Here is a 19,271-nt window from a genome sequence, read left to right on the forward strand (position 1 = left end):
ACCCCTCTACGGCACGGAGTTTCGGAGTTCGCGATGACCGTATCCAGTGAAGAAGTCGTCAAGGCGCTACGGGCTTCCCTCAAGGAGGCCGAACTGCTGCGGCAGCAGAACCGGAAACTGACCGCTGCGGCCTCCGACCCGATCGCCATCGTCGGCATGGCCTGCCGCTACCCGGGGGGCGTCACCTCGCCCGAGGGCCTCTGGCAGCTGGTCGCGAGCGGCGGCGACGCCGTCACCGCCTTCCCGGAGGACCGCGGCTGGGACCTGGACGCGCTCTACGACTCCGACCCCGAGGCGGTCGGAAAGACCTACGCCCGGGCCGGCGGCTTCCTCCACGAGGCCGCGCTCTTCGACCCGGACTTCTTCGGGATCAGCCCGCGCGAGGCGCTCGCCATGCACCCGCAGCAGCGACTGCTGCTGGAGACCTCCTGGGAGGCCTTCGAGCGGGCCGGCATCGACCCGGCCTCCGTCCGCGGCAGCCGGACCGGTGTGTTCGCCGGCGTGATGCACCAGGACTACGCCGCGCGGCTGCGCCGCACCCCCGACGACCTCGAGGGCTACCTGATGACGGGCAGCCTGGGCAGCGTGGTGTCCGGGCGGGTCGCGTACAGCCTGGGCCTGGAGGGGCCCGCGATCACCGTGGACACGGCGTGCTCCTCGTCGCTGGTCGCGCTGCACCTCGCCGGACAGGCGCTGCGCAACGGGGAATGCACGATGGCCCTCGTCGGCGGCGTCACCGTGATGACCGGACCGGGCGGCTTCGTCGAGTTCAGCCGTCAGCGGGCGCTGTCCCCCGACGGGCGCTGCCGGGCCTTCGCGGCCGCCGCCGACGGCACCGGCTGGGCGGAGGGTGTCGGCGTCCTGCTGCTGGAGCGGCTCTCCGACGCCCGGCGCAACGGGCACCAGGTCCTCGCCGTGGTGCGCGGCTCGGCCGTCAACCAGGACGGAAGCAGCAGCGGGTTCTCCGCGCCCAACGGGCCCGCCCAGCAGCGGGCGATCCGGGACGCGTTGAAGAACGCCCGGCTGGCCGCCGCCGACGTGGACGCCGTGGAGGCCCACGGCACCGGCACCCGGTTGGGCGACCCGATCGAGGCGCAGGCGCTGTTCGCCACCTACGGCAAGGACCGGCCGGCCGAACGGCCGCTGCTGCTGGGCTCGTTGAAGTCCAACATCGGCCACGCGCAGGCCGCGGCCGGGGTCGGCGGCGTGATCAAGATGGTGATGGCGATGCGGCACGGCGTACTGCCGCAGACGCTGCACGTCGACGAGCCCACCCCGCACGTGGACTGGTCCTCCGGCGCCGTCGAACTGCTCACCGAGGCACGGGAATGGCCGGCCGGGGAGCGGACCCGACGAGCCGCCGTGTCCTCGTTCGGGATCAGCGGGACGAACGCGCACGTGATCCTGGAGGAGGCGCCGGCTGCTTCGCCCGCCGCCTCGCCGGAGGACACCGCCACCGACTCGCCGTTCCCCGTCGTGCCGTGGGTCCTCTCCGCCCGCGACGAGCAGGCGCTGCGCGCGCAGGCAGGACAGTTGGCCGCGTTCCTCCAGGAGCGCCCCGACACCGACCTGCGGGCCGTCGGCCACACCCTGCTCACCGGACGGGCCCACCTGGACCACCGGGCCGTCGCCATCGGCGAGAACCGTGAGGAACTGCTCAACGCTCTCACCGCCATCGCCGACGGCACCGCTCCCACCGGCAGCGGCAGCTACGAGCGCCCGGTGTTCGTCTTCCCCGGACAGGGCTCGCAGTGGATCGGCATGGGCGCCGAACTCCTCGACACCTCACCCGTGTTCGCCGCCAGCATCGCCCGCTGCCAGGACGCCCTGGCCCCGCACATCGACTGGTCGCTGACGGACGCCCTGCGCGGCACCCTCGACCTCGGGCGGGTCGACGTCGTCCAGCCCACCCTGTTCGCCGTCATGGTCGCCCTCGCCGAACTCTGGCAGTCCCTCGGCATCCACCCCGCCGCCGTCATCGGACACTCCCAAGGCGAGATCGCCGCCGCCACCATCGCCGGCGCCCTCACCCTCGAAGACGGCGCCCGCATCGCCGCCCTGCGCAGCCGCGCCATCCTCGCCATCAGCGGACAGGGCGGCATGGCCTCCATCCCCCTCGGCCACCAGGACACCGTCCAGCTGCTGACCGCCTGGAACGGACGACTCAGCATCGCCGCCCACAACGGCCCCACCACCACCGTCATCGCCGGCGACCACGACGCCCTCGACCAACTCCTCACCCACTGCGACGAAACCGGCATCCGCGCCCGCCGCATCGACGTCGACTACGCCTCCCACACCCACCACGTCGAAACCATCCGCCAACACCTCGCCACCGAACTCGCCGGCATCACCCCGACGGAAGCCACCATCCCCTTCTACTCCACCGTCACCGGCGAGCGAATCGACACCACCCGCCTCGACGCCGACTACTGGTACACCAACCTCCGCCAACCCGTCCTCCTCACCGACGCCCTCAACTCCGCCCTCGCCGACGGCCACCACACCTTCATCGAGGCCAGCCCCCACCCCGTCCTCACCACCACCGTCCAGGACACCGCCGAAGCCGCCGACCAGCCCGCCGTCACCACCGGCACCCTCCGCCGGAACGAAGGCACCTGGACCCGACTCCTCACCTCGGCCGCCCACCTCCACACCCACGGCCACGCCGTCGACTGGACCCTCTTCCTCGCCCCCGGCACCCACCCCGACCTCCCCACCTACCCCTTCCAGCACCAGCACCTGTGGATCGAGGACACCGCCGTCGCCTCTGCCTCCCCGGCGGGGTACAGCACCCAGGACGCGGGTTTCTGGGAGGCCGTCGAGGAGCAGGACGTCGCCGCCGTGGCCGCGACGCTGCAGGTGGACGACGACGAGCGACGGCGGTCGCTGAGCGCCCTGCTGCCCGCGCTCTCCTCGTGGCACCGGCAGAGCCGCGACCGGTCGGCGGTGGACGACTGGCGGTACGGGATCGCCTGGAAGCCCGTGCCCGAGGGCGCCGCGTCCGCCCTCTCCGGCACCTGGCTGGTGGTCGTTCCCGCGGGCTGCGCGGACGACGCCTGGGTCACCGGAGCCGTACGCCTCCTCGGCCTGCGCGGCGCCCGGCCCGTGGTCCTGGAGGCGGGCGCGGCCGACGCGGACCGCGACGTGCTGGCCGCGCGGCTGGGCGAGGTGCTCGACGACGGCGGGTCCGGCCCGGCCGGCCTGCTGTCCTTCCTGGGACTGGACGCCCGCCGCCACCCCGGGAAGCACACCGTGACGAGCGGCCTCGCGCTGACGCTGGCGCTGGTCCAGGCCCTGGCCGACCTCGGCCTCCGGGCGCCGCTGTGGTGCGCCACGCGCGGCGCCGTGTGCGCCGGACCGTCCGACGGCCCGGCGGATCCGGTGCAGGCCCAGTTGTGGGGCCTCGGCCGGGTCGTCGCCCTTGAGCAGTCGCAGCTCTGGGGCGGACTGGTCGACCTGCCCGAGGAGCCCGACGAGCGGGCGCTCGGCCGGCTGGCCCGGGCGCTCTCGGGATCCTCCGGGGAGGACCAGGTGGCGGTCCGTCCGGCCGGCCTGTTCGCGCGGCGGATGGTCCGTGCGCAGCTCGGCGCCGCCAAGCCCGTCCGGGGCTGGCGTCCCGGGGGCACGGTGCTGGTCACCGGCGGCACCGGGAGCCTCGGCCCCCGGCTCGCGCGCTGGCTGGCCGACCACGGCGCCGAGCACCTCGTCCTGGCCAGCCGCTCGGGCCCGGACGCCCCGGGCGCCGCCGACCTGGCCGCCGAGTTGGAGGGTCGGGGCGTGGCCGTCACCCTGGCCGCGTGCGACGTGGCGGACCGCGACGCGGTCGCCGGGCTGCTCGACCGGCTGCGGGCGGACGGCCACACGGTGCGGGCCGTCCTGCACACGGCCGCGTTCATCGAACTGACCTCCGTCGCCGACACCACCCTGGAGAGCCTCGACCAGGTGCTGGCCGCCAAGGTGGACGGCGCCCGGCACCTGGCCGACCTGCTCGACCCGGACCAGCTCGACGCCTTCGTCCTGTTCTCCTCGATCGCCGCCTTCTGGGGCAGCGGCGACCACGCCGCCTACGCGGCCGCCAACGCGGCGCTCGACGCCCTCGCCGAGCAGGGCCGCGCGCAGGGCCTGCCGATGCTGTCGGTCGCCTGGGGCGTCTGGGAGGACGCCGTCAACACCTGGAAGAACCTGGGCGACCCGGACGTCGAACGCACCCGTCGCCGCGTGCGCGGACAGGGTCTGCCGCTGATGGCCCCCGAGCTGGCGATCGCCGCCCTGCAGCAGGCGCTGGACCACGACGACACCTTCGTCGCGGTGGCCGAGGTCGACTGGCAGCGCTTCGTCCCGTTGTTCACCGCGGTGCGCCCGAGCCCCCTGCTCACCGGACTCCCCGAGGCGCGTGCCGTGCTGGCGTCGTCCGCCGGGACGGCGACCGGTGCGGCGGCCGACGCGGCCGGCTCCGGCTCCGAGCTCCGGCGGTCCCTCGCGGACCTGTCCGAGCCGGACCAGGTCCGCGCGCTCACCGACCTCGTCACCGCGCACGCCGTCGCGGTGCTGGGGCACAGCACCGCGGACGGCATCCGGCCCGACCGGGCCTTCAAGGACCTGGGGTTCGAGTCGCTGACGGCGGTCGAACTGCGCAACCGGCTGGCCTCCGCCACCGGCCTGCGCCTCCCGGCGACGCTGGTCTTCGACTACCCGACACCGACCGCGCTCGCCAGCCAACTGCGGCGCGACATCCTGGAGTTGGGGGCACCGGAGCTGCCCGCCCCGGCCGGGACCGCCACCCCGGCGGGCGACGGCGCGGATGACGACGAGGCGATCGCGATCGTGGGCACGGCCTGCCGCTTCCCCGGTGGCGTGACGACGCCCGAGCAGCTGTGGCAGCTGCTCGCCACGGACGGCGACGTCGTCTCCGACCTGCCCACCGACCGCGGCTGGGACCCGGACGCGGTACCCGGCCAGCAGGGCGGCTTCGTCCGGGACGTGGACGGGTTCGACGCCGCGTTCTTCGGGATCAGCCCGCGCGAGGCGCTGGCGATGGACCCGCAGCAGCGGCTGCTGCTGGAGACCTCCTGGGAGGCCTTCGAGCGGGCCGGCATCGACCTGACCGCCCTGCGCGGCAGCCGGACCGGCGCCTTCGTCGGCGCCATGCAGCACGGGTACGGCGTCCGTTCGGCCGACGCATCGGCCGCCATCGAGGACTACGTCATCACCGGCAGCGTCACCAGCGTCATCTCGGGCCGACTGGCCTACGCGTTCGGCCTGGAGGGGCCGGCCATCACCGTCGACACCGCGTGCTCGTCCTCCCTGGTCGCGCTCCACCTGGCCGCCCGGGCCCTGCGGGCCGGCGAGTGCTCGATGGCCATCGCGGGCGGTGCGGTGGTGATGCCGACCCCGGACTCGTTCATCGGGTTCAGCCGCATGGGCGCGCTGTCCGAGACCGGCCGCTGCAAGGCGTTCTCCGACGATGCCGACGGGTTCGGCCTCTCCGAGGGGGTCGGCGTGGTGCTGGTCGAACGGCTCTCCGACGCCCGCCGCAACGGTCACCCCGTCCTCGCCGTGATCCGCGGCTCGGCCGTCAACCAGGACGGCGCCTCCAACGGGCTGGCCGCCCCCAACGGCCCGTCGCAGCAGCGGGTGATCCGGGCCGCCCTCGCGGACGCCCGGCTCACCACCGCCGACGTGGACGCGGTCGAGGCGCACGGCACCGGCACCCGGCTGGGTGACCCGATCGAGGCGCAGGCCCTGCTCGCCACCTACGGCAAGGACCGGCCCGCCGAACGCCCGCTGCTGCTGGGCTCGTTGAAGTCCAACATCGGCCACACCCAGGCCGCGGCCGGGATCGCCGGTGTGATCAAGATGGTACTCGCCCTGCACAACGAGGTGCTTCCGCGCACCCTCCACGTCAGCGAGCCCACCTCCCACGTCGACTGGTCCGCCGGTGCCGTCGAACTGCTCACCGAGGCACGGGAATGGCCGCAGGAGGACGGGCGTCCGCGACGGGCGGGCGTCTCCGCCTTCGGGATCAGCGGGACGAACGCTCACGTGATCCTGGAGGAGGCGCCGGCTGCTTCGCCCGCCGCCTCGCCGGAGGACGCCGCCACCGACTCGCCGTTCCCCGTGGTGCCGTGGGTCCTCTCCGCCCGCGACGAGCAGGCGCTGCGCGCCCAGGCAGGACAGTTGGCCGCGTTCCTCCAGGAGCGCCCCGACACCGACCTGCGGGCCGTCGGCCACACCCTGCTCACCGGACGGGCCCACCTGGACCACCGGGCCGTCGCCATCGGCGAGAACCGTGAGGAACTGCTCAGCGCTCTCGCCGCCATCGCCGACGGCACCGCTCCCACCGGCAGCGGCAGCTACGACCGTCCGGTGTTCGTGTTCCCCGGACAGGGCTCGCAGTGGATCGGCATGGGCGCCGAACTCCTCGACACCTCACCCGTGTTCGCCGCCTCCATCGCCCGCTGCCAGGACGCCCTGGCCCCGCACATCGACTGGTCGCTGACGGACGCCCTGCGCGGCACCCTCGACCTCGGGCGGGTCGACGTCGTCCAGCCCACCCTGTTCGCCGTCATGGTCGCCCTCGCCGAACTCTGGCAGTCCCTCGGCATCCACCCCGCCGCCGTCATCGGCCACTCCCAAGGCGAGATCGCCGCAGCCACCATCGCCGGAGCCCTCACCCTCCACGACGGCGCCCGCATCGCCGCCCTGCGCAGCCGCGCCATCCTCGCCATCAGCGGACAGGGCGGCATGGCGTCCATCCCCCTCGGCCACCAGGACACCGTCGAGCTGTTGAAGGCCTGGGACGGACGGCTGAGCGTCGCCGCCCACAACGGCCCCACCACCACCGTCATCGCCGGCGACCACGACGCCCTCGACCAACTCCTCACCCACTGCGACGAAACCGGCATCCGCGCCCGCCGCATCGACGTCGACTACGCCTCCCACACCCACCACGTCGAAACCATCCGCCAACACCTCGCCACCGAACTCGCCGGCATCACCCCCAAGCCCGCCGACATCCCCTTCTACTCCACCGTCACCGGCGAACGGATCGACACCACCCGCCTCGACGCGGACTACTGGTACACCAACCTCCGCCAACCCGTCCTCCTCACCGACGCGCTGCGCTCCGCCCTCACCGACGGCCACCACACCTTCATCGAGGCCAGCCCCCACCCCGTCCTCACCCCCGCCATCGAGGAAACCCTCGACACCACAACCCCCACCCTCATCACCGGCACCCTCCGCCGCAACGAGGGCGGCCTCCACCGACTGCTCACCTCAGCCGCCGCGATCCACGCCCATGGCCACCCCGTCGACTGGACCCCCTTCCTTACCCCCGGCACCCACCCCGACCTCCCCACCTACCCCTTCCAACGCGAACGCTTCTGGCTGACCGCGCCCACGGCGACGAACCCCCGCACCGCCGGACTCGACTCCGCCGAGCACCCGCTGCTCGCGGCGGCCGTCCCGTTGCCGGACGACGAGGGCATGCTCCTCACCGGCCTGCTCTCCGCCGCCACCCACCCCTGGCTCGCCGACCACGCCGTCTGGGGGACCGTTCTCGCCCCCGGCACGGCCCTCGTCGAACTCGCCCTCCACGCCGGCCGCCGACTCGGCTGCCACCACATCGAGGAGCTCACCCTCCAGGCGCCGCTCGTCCTCCCCGGCCAGGACGGCGTCCGCGTCCAGGTCCGCGTCGGCGCGGCGGACGCCACCGGGCGTCGCGCTCTCACCGTCCACTCCGCCGTGGACGGTTCGGAGGCCGGCGGCGCCTGGACCTGCCACGCGACCGGCACCGCCTCGCCGTCCGAGCCGTCCGAGCCGTCCGCCGGCTGGGCGTCCGGCCGCGTCTGGCCGCCGGCCGGGGCCGAGCCGGTCGAACTCGACGGCCTCTACGAGCGGCTCGCCGTCGACGGCCTCGGGTACGGTCCGGCGTTCCGAGGGCTGCGCGCCGCCTGGCGGCTCGGCGAGGAGGTGTACGCCGAGGTGCGGCTGCCGCGCGAACAGCACGACGTGGCCGCCGAGTTCGGCCTGCACCCCGCCCTGCTGGACGCGGCCCTGCACACCACGCTGATCGACGGCGCGGAGCAGGTGAGGCTGCCGTTCTCGTGGACCGGTGTCACCCTGCACGCCGCCGGCGCGACCGCGCTCCGGGTGCGGCTGACTCCGACCGGCCCGGACGAGCTGTCGCTGGCGGTGGCCGACGAGACCGGTCTGCCGGTCGCCACGATCGACTCGCTCGCCGTCCGGCCGGTCTCCCGGGCGCAGCTCGGCTCCGCCTCCCGTCGCTCCGGCGCCGACTCGCTGTTCCAGCTGGCGTGGCACGAGCTGCCCGGCCGTACGAACGCGGGGACGGTCCGCCACGCGGTGCTCGGTTCCGACGCGTTCGGCGGAGACGGCTATCCGGATCTCGCGGCCCTCGCCGACGCGATCGGCGCCGGCGCACCGGTGCCCGAGGCCGTCGTGCTCCCCTGGACGTCGGAGCCCGGCGGGGACACCCTGTCCGCGGACGCGGCCGGGCGGGCGGTGGAACGGGCGCTGTCCCTGCTCCAGTCCTGGGTGGCCGACGACCGGTTCGGCGCCGCCCGCCTGGTGGTGGTGACCGCCGGCGCCGTCGACACCTCGCTCCGGGCCGTGTCCCCCGACCTGGCGGCGGCCGCCGTCTGGGGTGCGGTGCGGTCGGCGCAGGCCGAGCACCCGGACAGATTCGTCCTGGTGGACCTCGACGGCCCCGCGGCCGACGACCGGACCGCGCCGTCGGCCGCGCTGTCCGCCGTACTTCCCGCCGTGCTGCCGGCCGTGCTGGACGGTGCCGAGCCGCAGTACGCGGTCCGGGCCGGGCGGGTGCTGGTGCCGCGGCTGGCACGGCTGCACCCGGCCGACGACGTCGCCGCCACCGCCCTGGACCCGGAGGGCACCGTGCTGATCACCGGGGGTACCGGCACGCTGGGCGCCCTCGTCGCCCGGCACCTGGTCGACACGTACGGCGTCCGGCACCTGCTGCTGGTCAGCCGGCAGGGCCGGCAGGCGCCCGGCGCCGCCGAACTGGCCCTGTCCCTGGCCGGGTCGGGCGCCGAGGTGACCTTCGCCCCGTGCGACGCGGCCGACCGGGAGTCGCTGGCCTCGGTGCTCGCGGCCGTCCCGGCGCGCCACCCGCTGACCGGGGTGGTGCACGCGGCCGGGGTGCTGGACGACGGCACCCTCACCTCGCTCACCCCGGAGCGGGCCAGGGCCGTGCTGCGCCCGAAGGCGGACGCCGCCTGGAACCTGCACGAGCTGACCCTGAACGCCAAGCCGGCGATGTTCGTGCTGTTCTCGGCCGCGGGCGGGCTGCTCGGCAATGCCGGGCAGGCCAACTACGCCGCCGCCAACGCCTACCTGGACGGCCTGGCCGCCCACCGCCGCGCGCTGGGCCTGCCCGGGGTGTCGATGGCGTGGGGGCTGTGGTCGGCGGCCAGCGCCATGACCCGCGGCCTGAGCGAGGCGGACCGGTCGCGGATGCGGCGCTCGGGCGTGCTGCCGATGTCCACGGCGGCGGGCCTGGCGCTGTTCGACACCGCGCTCGCCCAGGACCGGCCGTTGGTGCTCCCGGTCCGACTGGACCTGCGCGCGCTCCGCGAGGGCGGCTCGACGCGGGACCTGCCGCTGCTGCGGGCCCTGCTCGGCACGGCACCGCGGCGCGCGGCCCGCTCCGAGGCGCCGGCCGCAACCGGCGCCGGGCTGTCGCTCGACGGCCTGTCCGCCGCCGAACGGTCGCACACCCTCGTCGAGTTGGTGCGGGTCCAGGTGGCCGCGGTGCTCGGCCACGCCTCGCCGGAGGCGGTCGGCACCGGGCGCGGCTTCCTGGAGTCCGGGTTCGACTCGCTGCGCGGAGTGGAGCTGCGCAACCGCCTGGCCACGGCCACCGGCCTGCGCCTGCCCGCGACGCTGGTCTTCGACCACCCGACGCCGGCCGCCGTCGCCGAGCACCTCGGCGAGCTGCTCCGGCAGCGCGACCGGACGGCCGCCGCACCGGCCCCGCTCGACCTCGACGCCCTGGAGGCGGGTCTGCGCGACCTGGCCCCCGCGGACCGGGCCGCGCGTGAGCGGCTCGCCGAGCGGCTGCGCGGGCTGGCGGCGCAGCTGCACGCGCCGCAGGCCGAGGCGGCGCCCGAACTCCCCTCCGATGAGGAGGAGTTCGCGGACATCACGCTCGACGAGATCCTCGACATCGTCGACAGCGAACTGCGGAACCCGTGACCATGCCCACCCCGGGCCCACCGTCGGACCCGTCCTTGAACTCGGACCCGTCGTTGAACAGAGAGGCGCACAGCGGAATGACGAGTAGCGAGAAGGTCGTCGACGCGCTCAAGCGGCTGACCGTCGACCTGCGCCGGACCCGCCGGCGGCTCCAGGAGGTCGAGGAGGGGGCCCGTGAGCCGATCGCGATCGTCGGCATGGCGTGCCGCTACCCCGGCGGGGTCGCCTCCCCGGAGGACCTGTGGCGCGTGGTGGCCGAGGAGCGGGACGCGATCTCGCCCTTCCCGACGGACCGCGGCTGGGACGGCGGCCTGCACGACCCCGACCCGGCCCGACACGGCACGGTGTACGTCCGCGAGGGCGGCTTCCTGCACGACGCGGCCGAGTTCGACCCGGCGTTCTTCGGCATGAGCTCCCGCGAGGCGCTGGCCACCGACCCGCAGCAGCGGCTGCTGCTGGAGACCTCCTGGGAGGCCTTCGAGCGGGCGGGGATCGCCCCGGAGACCCTGCGCGGCAGCCGGACCGGCGTCTTCGCCGGGGTGATCTACCAGGACTACGCCTCGCGGCTGCGCCGGGTGCCGGGTGAGTTCGAGGGCTACGTCGGCAACGGCAGTACCGGCAGCGTCGCCTCCGGCCGGGTCGCGTACACCTTCGGCCTGGAGGGTCCGGCCGTCACCCTCGACACCGCGTGCTCGTCGTCCCTGGTGGCGCTGCACCAGGCGGCGCAGGCGCTGCGGAGCGGCGAGTGCTCGCTCGCCCTCGCCGGCGGTGTGACCGTGATGGCCTCGCCGATGGCGCTGGTCGAGTTCAGCCGGCAGCGGGGCCTGGCGCCCGACGCGCGCTGCAAGGCGTTCTCGGCCCGGGCCGACGGGACCGGCCTGGGCGAGGGCGTCGGGATGCTGCTGCTGGAACGCCTCTCCGACGCCCGGCGGAACGGCCGGCACGTCCTGGCCGTGATCCGGGGCAGCGCGGTCAACCAGGACGGCGCGAGCAGCGGTCTGACGGCCCCGAGCGGGCCCGCCCAGCAGCGGGTGATCCGGCAGGCGCTGGAGAACGCCGGGCTGTCGGCGCGGGACGTGGACGCGGTGGAGGCGCACGGCACCGGGACCACGCTCGGCGACCCGATCGAGGCCCAGGCGCTGCTGGCCACCTACGGCCAGGAGCGGGCCGGGGCGGAGCCGCTGTGGCTCGGCTCGGTGAAGTCCAACATCGGGCACGCCCAGGCGGCGGCGGGGGTGGCCGGCGTCATCAAGACGGTGATGGCGATGCGCCACGGCGTGCTGCCGCGCACCCTGCACCTCGACGGGGCGAATCCGCACGTCGACTGGGAGGCCGGCGCGGTGTCCCCGCTGACCGCCGCCCGGCCGTGGCCGGTGAGCGGGCGGCCGCGCCGGGCCGGGGTGTCGTCCTTCGGGGTGAGCGGCACCAATGCGCACCTCGTCCTGGAGGAGGCCGAGCCGGAGCAGGGCGGACGTCCCGAGCAGGCGGGACGGGCCGGGTCGGAGCCGGCCGACCCCGGCCCGGCCCGCGGGGCGATGCTGCCGTGGGTGCTCTCCGGCCGGACCGAGGCCGCGCTGCGCGCGCAGGCCGCACGGCTGTCGGAGCACCTGGACGGGCACCCCGGCCGGTCCGCCGCCGAGGTGGGGGCGGCGCTGGCGCGCACCCGTGCGACCTTCGAGCACCGGGCCGTCCTCCTGGGGACGGACCCGGCCGGGTTCCGGGCGGGCCTGGCCGCGCTGGCGGCGGGCGAACCGGGGCCCGGCCTGGTCCGGGGCGTCGCCCGGGGGGACGCCCGGGTGGTGTTCGTGCTGCCGGAGCGGCCGGCGGAGCGCACCGACGGCGTACTGCGCCTGCTGGACGCCTCGCCGCTGTTCGCGGAGCGGCTGGCCGCCTGCGACGCGGCGCTCGTGGAGGTCGCCGGCTGGTCCGCCACGCAGGTGCTGCGCGGGGCCGAGGGCGCGCCCGACCCGGCCCGCCCGGAGGTCGACCGCGCGGTGGGATGGGCCGTGCTGGTCGCCCTCGCCGGGTGGTGGCAGGGGCACGGGGTGGACCCGGCCGCCGTGGTCGCACCGGGCGACGGCGCCGGCGCGGCTGCGGGAGCCTGCGTCGCGCAGGCCCTCTCGCTGGCGGAGGGGGCGCGCGCGGCGGTGTCCGGCGGGCCGGTCGACCCCTCCGGTGCCCGGGTTCCGCTGCTGCCGGGCGATCCGGACGACGCGGTGCGCGACCTGCTGGAGCGCGGCCACACCCGGTTCGTCGCCCTCGGACCCGAGCAGGCCGCCCGGATCGCGGGCGCCGCGGACGGGAGGGTCCGGGTGGTCGGCGGCCCCGAGGGACCCTTCGGCGACCCCGACGAGGCCCTCGCCGCCCAGGACCGGCTCCTCGCGGCCCTGGCCGAGCTGTACGTCCACGGCGGGCCGGCCGACTGGTCGGCGGCGTTCCCCGCCGCCGGGCTGCGCCTGGTCGACCTGCCGACCTACCCGTTCCAGCGCCGCCGCTACTGGCTGGAGGACGGACCGGCCGACCCCGACGTGGCCGCGGCCGGGCTCGCCCCGGCGGACCACCCGCTGCTCCGGGCCGCGGTGGAACTCCCCGCCGACGGAGGGCTGCTGTTCACCGGACGGCTGTCACCCGGCGAGCTGCCCTGGCTCGCCGACCACACCGTGCACGGGCGGGTGCTGCTCCCCGGCACCGCGGTGGTCGAGCTGGTCCGCTGGGCGGGCGCCCGGACGGGCTGCGCGCACATCGAGGAGCTGACCCTGCACGCCCCGCTGGAGCTCCCCGGCCGGGAGACCGCCCCGGAGGGCGGCGTCCGGATCAGGCTGGCCGTCGGCGTCCCGGACGGAGCCGGCCGCCGCCCGGTGGAGCTGTCCTCCCGCCCGGCCGGGCCCGAGGACGCCCCCTGGCGTCGGCACGCCACCGCCACGGTGTCCGTCGAGGAGCCGGCCCCGTCGTCGGACCTGGTCTCCTGGCCGCCGGCCGGCGCCGAGCCGGTCGAGCTCGACGGATGCTACCGCCGCTTCGCCGGCCTCGGCATCGACTACGGTCCCGCCTTCCGCGGGCTGCGCGCGCTCTGGCGCCGCGGCGAGGAGGTGTTCGCCGAGGTGGCCCTGGCCGAGGCGGACCGGGCCGACGCCGCGCGGTACGGCCTCCACCCGGCCCTGCTGGACGCCGCGCTGCAGGCCGGTGCCGCCGCTGCGCCGACCGCGGGGCCGGTCCCGGTCCCGTTCGCCTGGCACGGCGTCTCGATCCGGGGGACGGGCCCGACCGCGCTGCGGGTGCGGCTCGCGCCCGCCGGACCGGACGCGATGACCGTCGAGGCGGCCGACCCGGCGGGTGTCCCGGTGGCGTCGGTCACGAGCCTGCGTTCCCGGACACTGCACGGTGACGCCACCGGCTCCCCCCTGCTGTGGCGGGTCCGATGGGCGCCGGTGCCGGCACCCCCGCAGCCGTCCGCCGTGCGGACGGCGGTGGTGGGCGCCGGGCTGCCGACGGCCTCCGCGCTCCGCTACCCGGACCTCACGGCCCTGGCCGCGGCCGGGACACCGGTGCCGGACGTGGTGCTCGCACCCCTCCTGCCGACCGGCGGCGAGCTGCCGGCCGCCGTCCACTCCGCCACCGCCGACGCGCTGTCGCTGGTGCGCGCCTGGCTCGCCGAGCCGCGGTTCGCCGCCGCGCGACTGGTCGTGGCCACCCGGGGCGCGCAGGCCGCGGGGGCCGACACCGCGTCACCCGACCTGGCCTCGGCGGCGGTCTGGGGACTGCTGCGGTCGGCCCTGTCCGAGCACCCCCGGCGTTTCGGCCTCCTGGACCTCGACGCGGCGGATCCCGCCGATCCCGCCGAGGCCGACCTGACCCGGGCGCTGGTCCTGGCCCGGGACGAACCGCAACTGGCGCTGCGCCGGTCCGACCTCCTGGCACCACGGCTGGTGGAGGCGGAACGGCCCGCCGGCGACAGCCCCTCCCCCGCCCCCTCCTTCGACCCGAACGGCACCGTCCTGGTCACCGGCGGCACGGGCACGCTCGGCTCGCTGCTCGCCCGGCACCTGGTCGTCCGCGGTGCCCGGCACCTCCTGCTGGCCGGGCGGCGGGGGGAGCGGGCGCCGGGCGCGGCCGAACTGGTCGCGGAGCTGACCGCGCTGGGGGCCGACGTCACGGTGGCCGCCTGCGACGCCTCCGACCGTGCGGCCCTGGCCGGCCTGCTGGGTTCGATCCCCGGGGAGCACCCGTTGACGGCCGTGGTGCACGCGGCCGGCGCGACCGACGACGGCCTGCTGACCGCGCTCACCCCCGAACGGCTCGATGCCGTCCTGCGGCCGAAGGTGGACGCGGCCTGGCACCTGCACGACCTGACCCGCTCGCTGGGACTGGACGCTTTCGTCCTGTTCTCCTCCGCCTCCGGCGTCCTCGGCACCGCCGGCCAGGCCAACTACGCCGCGGCGAACGCCTTCCTGGACGCGCTCGCCCGGCAGCGCCACGCCGAGGGCCTGCCGGGCCTGTCCCTCGCGTGGGGAATGTGGGCCGAGCGCAGCGCCCTGACCGAGCGTCTGAACACCCAGCAGACAGCCAAGTTGGAGCGGAACGGGTTCGGCGCCCTCTCCGCGGAACAGGCACTTGATCTCTTCGACACCGCCCGTATGATGATCACTGAGCCGGTGCTGGTCCCGGTCCGGCTGGACCCCGTGGCGGTGCGGGGCCGGGCCGAACGGGGACAGGTCCCGTCGCTGCTGCGGGAACCGGTCGCGGAGCCGACTCCCGCCGCGGCTGCGGCAGCGGTTCCGGCGTCAGCGGTTCCGGCGGCGGACCCGGCGGCCGGCTTCGCGCAGCGCCTGCGGGCGATGCCGGAGTCCGAACGCCGGCGGGCCCTGCTCGACCTCGTCCGCACCCACGCGGCGGTCGTGCTGGCCGAGTCCGGCCCCGAGGACATCGACCCCGGTCAGGGCTTCGTCGACCTGGGCTTCGACTCGCTCGCCAACCTCGAACTCCAGGACCGGCTCCAGGAGGCCACCGGCCTCCAACTGCCCAGCACCCTGGTCTTCGACCACCCCACCGCGACGGCTCTGGCCGATCACCTCAGCGCCCGGTTCGGCGCCGAGGAGATGACGGAGGTGGGCCCCGCGCTCGCGGAACTCGACCGGCTGGAGGCGTTCCTGGCGCCCTTCACCGACGACGACCAGGCCCGGACGGCGATCACCCACCGGCTGAGGGACCTCCTCTCCCGCTGGGACGACGACGGCCGGGACGGCGCCGACCGAACCGACCTCGCCTCGGCGACCGACGACGAACTCTTCGACGTACTCGACCAGTTGCGCGCCCGCTGAGGGCCGAACCCCGCACGGATCGACCCCCGCACCGGCTTTAGGAGCAGGCTCAAGTGGCACATGAAGACAAGCTTCGCGAGCACCTCCGGTGGGCTGCCGCCGAACTCGGCGAGGCACGCCGCCGGGTGGCCGAGCTGGAGGCCGCCGACCGCGAGCCGATCGCGATCGTCGGAATGAGCTGCCGCTACCCGGGCGGGGTCCGGACCCCGGAGGAGCTGTGGGAGCTGGCGGCCGCCGGACGGGACGCCGTCGGTGCGCCACCCGCCGAACGCGGCTGGCGCACCGAGGACTTCTACGACCCCGACGGCCTGCGCCCCGGCACCTCCTACGTCTGCGAGGGCGGCTTCCTCGACGACGCCGACCGGTTCGACCCCGGGTTCTTCGACATCAGCCCGCGCGAGGCGCTCGCCATGGACCCCCAGCAGCGGCTGCTGCTGGAGACCGCGTGGGAGGCGTTCGAGCGCGCGGACATTCCCCCCGCGACGGTGCGCGGCACCCGGGTCGGGGTGTTCACCGGCCTGATGTACCACGACTACGGCACCCGGCTGACCTCGGTGGACGAGTCGGTCGCGGGCTTCCTGGGCAGCGGCACCGCGGGCAGCGTCGCGTCCGGACGGATCGCCTACGCGCTCGGACTGGAGGGGCCGGCGGTGACCGTGGACACGGCCTGCTCCTCCTCCCTGGTGGCCCTCCACCTCGCCGCCCAGGCCGTCCGACGCGGCGACTGCACGATGGCGCTGGCCGGCGGCGTCACGGTGATGGCCACGCCCGACACCTTCGTCGAGTTCAGCCGGCAGGGCGGCCTCGCCCGGGACGGGCGCTGCAAGTCCTTCGCGGCCGCCGCCGACGGCACCGCCTGGGGCGAGGGCGCCGGCATGCTGCTGGTCGAGCGGCTCTCCGACGCCCGCCGCAACGGGCACCCGGTGCTCGCCGTACTGCGCGGCTCCTCGGTGAACCAGGACGGTGCCAGCAGCAGCCTCTCCGCGCCCAACGGCCCCTCGCAGCAGCGGGTGATCCGGGCCGCCCTCGCCGAGGCCGACCTGTCACCGGACCTGATCGACGCGGTGGAGGCGCACGGCACGGGCACCCGGCTGGGCGACCCGATCGAGGCGCAGGCCCTGCTCGCCACCTACGGCAAGGACCGGCCGGCCGAACGCCCGCTGCTGCTGGGCTCGTTGAAGTCCAACATCGGCCACACCCAGGCCGCGGCCGGGGTCGGCGGCGTGATCAAGATGGTGCTGGCGATGCGGCACGGCGTACTGCCGCGCACGCTGCACGTCGACGAGCCCACCCCGCACGTCGACTGGTCCTCCGGCGCCGTCGAACTGCTCACCGAGGCACGGGAATGGCCGCGGACGGGGCGGCCCCGGCGGTCGGCCGTGTCCTCGTTCGGGGTCAGCGGGACGAACGCACACGTGATCCTGGAGGAGGCACCGGCGGAAGAACCGGCCGAGCAGCCGGCGGTTGCTCCGGCCGCGGTCGGCGGCGCCGCGCTGCCGTGGGTGCTGTCCGCCCGGGACGAGCGGGCCCTGCGTGCCCAGGCCGAGCGGCTGCGGGCGGCGGTCGAGGCTCGCCCGGAGTGGGAGCCGGCCGCGGTGGCCGCGGCCCTGGTGTCGGGCCGGTCGGCGTTCGAGCAGCGGGCGGTGGTGATCGGTGAGGACCGCGCGGAGCTGCTGAGCGGCCTCACCGCCGTCGCCGACGGCACCGCCGCGCCGGGGGTCGTGGTGGGCGGCGGAAGCTTCGAGCGTCCGGTGTTCGTCTTCCCCGGACAGGGCTCGCAGTGGATCGGCATGGGCGCCGAACTCCTCGACACCTCAACCGTGTTCGCCGCCTCCATCGCCCGCTGCCAGGACGCCCTGGCCCCGCACATCGACTGGTCGCTGACGGACGCCCTGCGCGGCACCCTCGACCTCGGGCGGGTCGACGTCGTCCAGCCCACCCTGTTCGCCGTCATGGTCGCCCTCGCCGAACTCTGGCAGTCCCTCGGCATCCACCCCGCCGCCGTCATCGGCCACTCCCAAGGCGAAATAGCCGCCGCCACCATCGCCGGCGCCCTCACCCTCGAAGACGGCGCCCGGATCGCCGCCCTGCGCAGCCGCGCCATCCTCGCCATCAGCGGACACGGCGGCATGGCCTCCCTCCCCCTCGCCCACCACGACACCGTCGAGCTGTTGAAGGCCTGGGACGGACGACTCAGCATCGCCGCCCACAACGGCCCCACCACCACCGTCATCGCCGGCGACCACGACGCCCTCGACCAACTCCTCACCCACTGCGACGAAACCGGCATCCGCGCCCGCCGCATCGACGTCGACTACGCCTCCCACACCCACCACGTCGAAACCATCCGCCAACACCTCGCCACCGAACTCGCCGGCATCACCCCGACGGAAGCCACCATCCCGTTCTACTCCACCGTCACCGGCGAACGAATCGACACCACCCAACTCAACGCCGACTACTGGTACACCAACCTCCGCCAGCCCGTCCTCCTCACCGACGCGCTGCGCTCCGCCCTCACCGACGGCCACCACACCTTCATCGAGGCCAGCCCCCACCCCGTCCTCACCACCACCGTCCAGGACACCGCCGAAGCCGCCGACCAGCCCGCCGTCACCACCGGCACCCTCCGCCGCAACGAGGGCGGCCTCCGCCGACTCCTCACCTCCGCCGCCGAGATCCACATCCACGGCCTCCCCGTCGACTGGACGGCCCTCCTCCCCACCGACGGTCCTCACCACCTCGACCTCCCCACCTACCCCTTCCAACGCGAACGCTTCTGGCTCGACGCCCCCGCAGCCGCCGGAGACGTCCGCGCCGCCGGCCTCACCGCCGCCGACCACCCCCTCCTCAGTGCCCTGCTCCCCCTCGCCGACGACGACGAGCACGTCCTCACCGGCCTGCTCTCCGCCGCCACCCACCCCTGGCTCGCCGACCACGCCGTCTTCGGCACCGCGCTCCTCCCCGGCACCGCCCTCGTCGAACTCGCCCTCCACGCGGGCGACCGCACCGGCTGCGAGGTCCTCGACGAACTCACCCTCCAGGCACCCCTGTTGCTCCCCGAGGACGGATCGGTCCAGCTCCAGCTCCGGGTCGGCCCCGCAGCCGACGACGGACGGCGCCCCGTCTCCGTCCACTCCCGCCCGGACCGCCCCGACGCCCCCTGGACCCGGCACGCGACCGGCGTCCTGGCCACCGACGCCGAGCAGCCGGCCTGGGATCTCACCGCCTGGCCACCGGCCGGCGCGCTGCCGGTGGACCTCACGGACCTCTACCCGCGCCTGGCCGCCGACGGCCTCGGCTACGGTCCGGCGTTCCAGGGCCTGCACGCGCTCTGGCGCCAGGGCGAGGAGCTGTTCGCCGAGGTGCGGCTGCCGCGCGAACAGCACGACGCGGCCGCCGAGTTCGGCCTGCACCCCGCCCTGCTGGACGCGGCCCTGCACGCGGTCGCGGCCGCGGCCCCGGGCGAGGTGCGACTGCCGTTCTCCTGGAGCGGCGTCTCCCTGTACGCCACCGGCGCGACCGCCCTCCGGGTACGGCTGTCACCGGCCGGGGGCGACGCGGTCACCCTCGCGGTGGCCGACGGAAGCGGCGCGCCGGGGGGCGCGGGGGGGGGGGGGGGGGGGGCCCCCGGGGGCCCCGCGCAGCGGCGCGACCCCGGCCGCCGCCGCGCGCGCCCGGGGGGGGGCGTGGGGGGGGCCCGAGGGGCCC

At 75.7% G+C, this 19,271-nt stretch carries 1 protein-coding gene and 2 pseudogenes; all 3 read left to right on the forward strand.

The window, feature by feature from the left end; translation table 11 throughout:
- Positions 1-69 precede the first annotated feature (69 nt).
- A pseudogene (locus ACFXOZ_RS20590) lies at positions 70-10,242 on the forward strand (type I polyketide synthase); the annotation flags it as partial.
- Between the two features lie 77 nt (positions 10,243-10,319).
- A complete protein-coding gene (locus ACFXOZ_RS20595; protein WP_380591857.1) occupies positions 10,320-15,560 on the forward strand; it encodes a type I polyketide synthase in 5,241 nt (1,746 codons plus the stop codon).
- Positions 15,561-15,628: 68 nt separating this feature from the next.
- Positions 15,629-19,271: pseudogene (locus ACFXOZ_RS20600) on the forward strand (type I polyketide synthase); the annotation flags it as partial.

Origin of the sequence: Kitasatospora sp. NPDC059160, from assembly GCF_042755465.1 — a bacterium.
In the GTDB taxonomy this organism is placed as follows: domain Bacteria; phylum Actinomycetota; class Actinomycetes; order Streptomycetales; family Streptomycetaceae; genus Kitasatospora.

What these genes read in the sequence shown, in the direction of transcription:
- ACFXOZ_RS20595 (WP_380591857.1), top strand. Translation starts at nt 10,320, where the DNA reads ATGACGAGTAGCGAGAAGGTCGTCGACGCGCTCAAGCGGCTGACCGTC.